Origin of the sequence: Pseudanabaena sp. SR411, assembly GCF_002251945.1 — a bacterium.
GTDB lineage: Bacteria > Cyanobacteriota > Cyanobacteriia > Pseudanabaenales > Pseudanabaenaceae > Pseudanabaena.
Map to the genome: position 1 here is coordinate 1 of NZ_NDHW01000016.1, position 1,016 is coordinate 1,016.

The 1,016-nt window shown below is 38.6% G+C and carries 1 protein-coding gene and 1 pseudogene; both read right to left on the minus strand.

The annotated features are described in order from the left end of the window. Positions 1-806: adenylate/guanylate cyclase domain-containing protein (locus B9G53_RS00255; protein WP_217901476.1), on the minus strand; the 806-nt coding region annotated here is incomplete at its 3' end. Between the two features lie 73 nt (positions 807-879). Then, a pseudogene (locus B9G53_RS28240) lies at positions 880-1,016 on the minus strand (IS1 family transposase); the annotation flags it as partial.

The following is a 1,016-nucleotide window of genomic DNA, read 5'->3' on the forward strand; positions in this document are numbered from 1 at the left end:
ATACTTGGGTAGTTGCACGCAACTTTGCCATCAATCTCTACCGTTCTAACCTCTTTGATAATATGGCTCAAGCTCAACGCAAGTGTGCTTTTGGTCTTGATACTCTCAAACGCATCTTTAAAATGAAATAGCCCTGCTTCTCCATAATGAATTCCTATACTCAGATGCAGTGGATGATAGGATAATTTTTTTAAGAAAATATTCAAATCTTCTATTGTTTTAAGCATTTCTAACCCTGCCCACACGGCTCTCTCTGCTACCATGCTACTGTTCTTCTCAAATCCAAATACTGCCATAATTCTTACACCCATAATATTAGGAATAATTCCACCGTGCTTTCCTATTACTTTCTGGACTCGATGGAAATAACGGCTCATGATATAGACAATATCGTAGTGAAAGTTCACCTCATCAAAATTAGTTGCCCCCCGAATTGTAGCAACTAGTAGGGCAACATTACGATCGCTATTATCAGCACCAGTGGCAAGCTGACCTTCAAGAATATCAATATCCTCATTGTCAATTATCATTCGGCGAATAGCAACATTGCCTGTAACCTTTGTTTGACAAGCAAGCCGAATATGAACTGGGAAGTCTAGCTTTTTTGCTAAGGTGCGCTCTGCACTAGTTGGAGAGCTGCAATTCTGCACTCCATTTAAAATCATGATTCGACAAGTAGAACAATAAGCATTACCTCCGCAGACATGTGTATGATCAATTCCATTGGCTAATAAAGATTCTAAAACTGTATCTGATTTGTTGATTTCTATAGAACGATTGTCAGGTAGGCAATTAATTTTTGGCATGGTTTTAGATTTAATTATGAAATCTTTTTAATGATGATATATCCATCACTCTGCAAGTAATGGCACTGGTGAGTTAATTAGTGAGGCAATGAAATCCACTTGAGGATAATAATTCCAGCATAGAAACGGGACGATAAAAAAGTCCGATCGCCATAGCAGGAGTCTTATTCTTACCCAAGCCCACATGAGGTCTCACCCAGTTGTGAACTA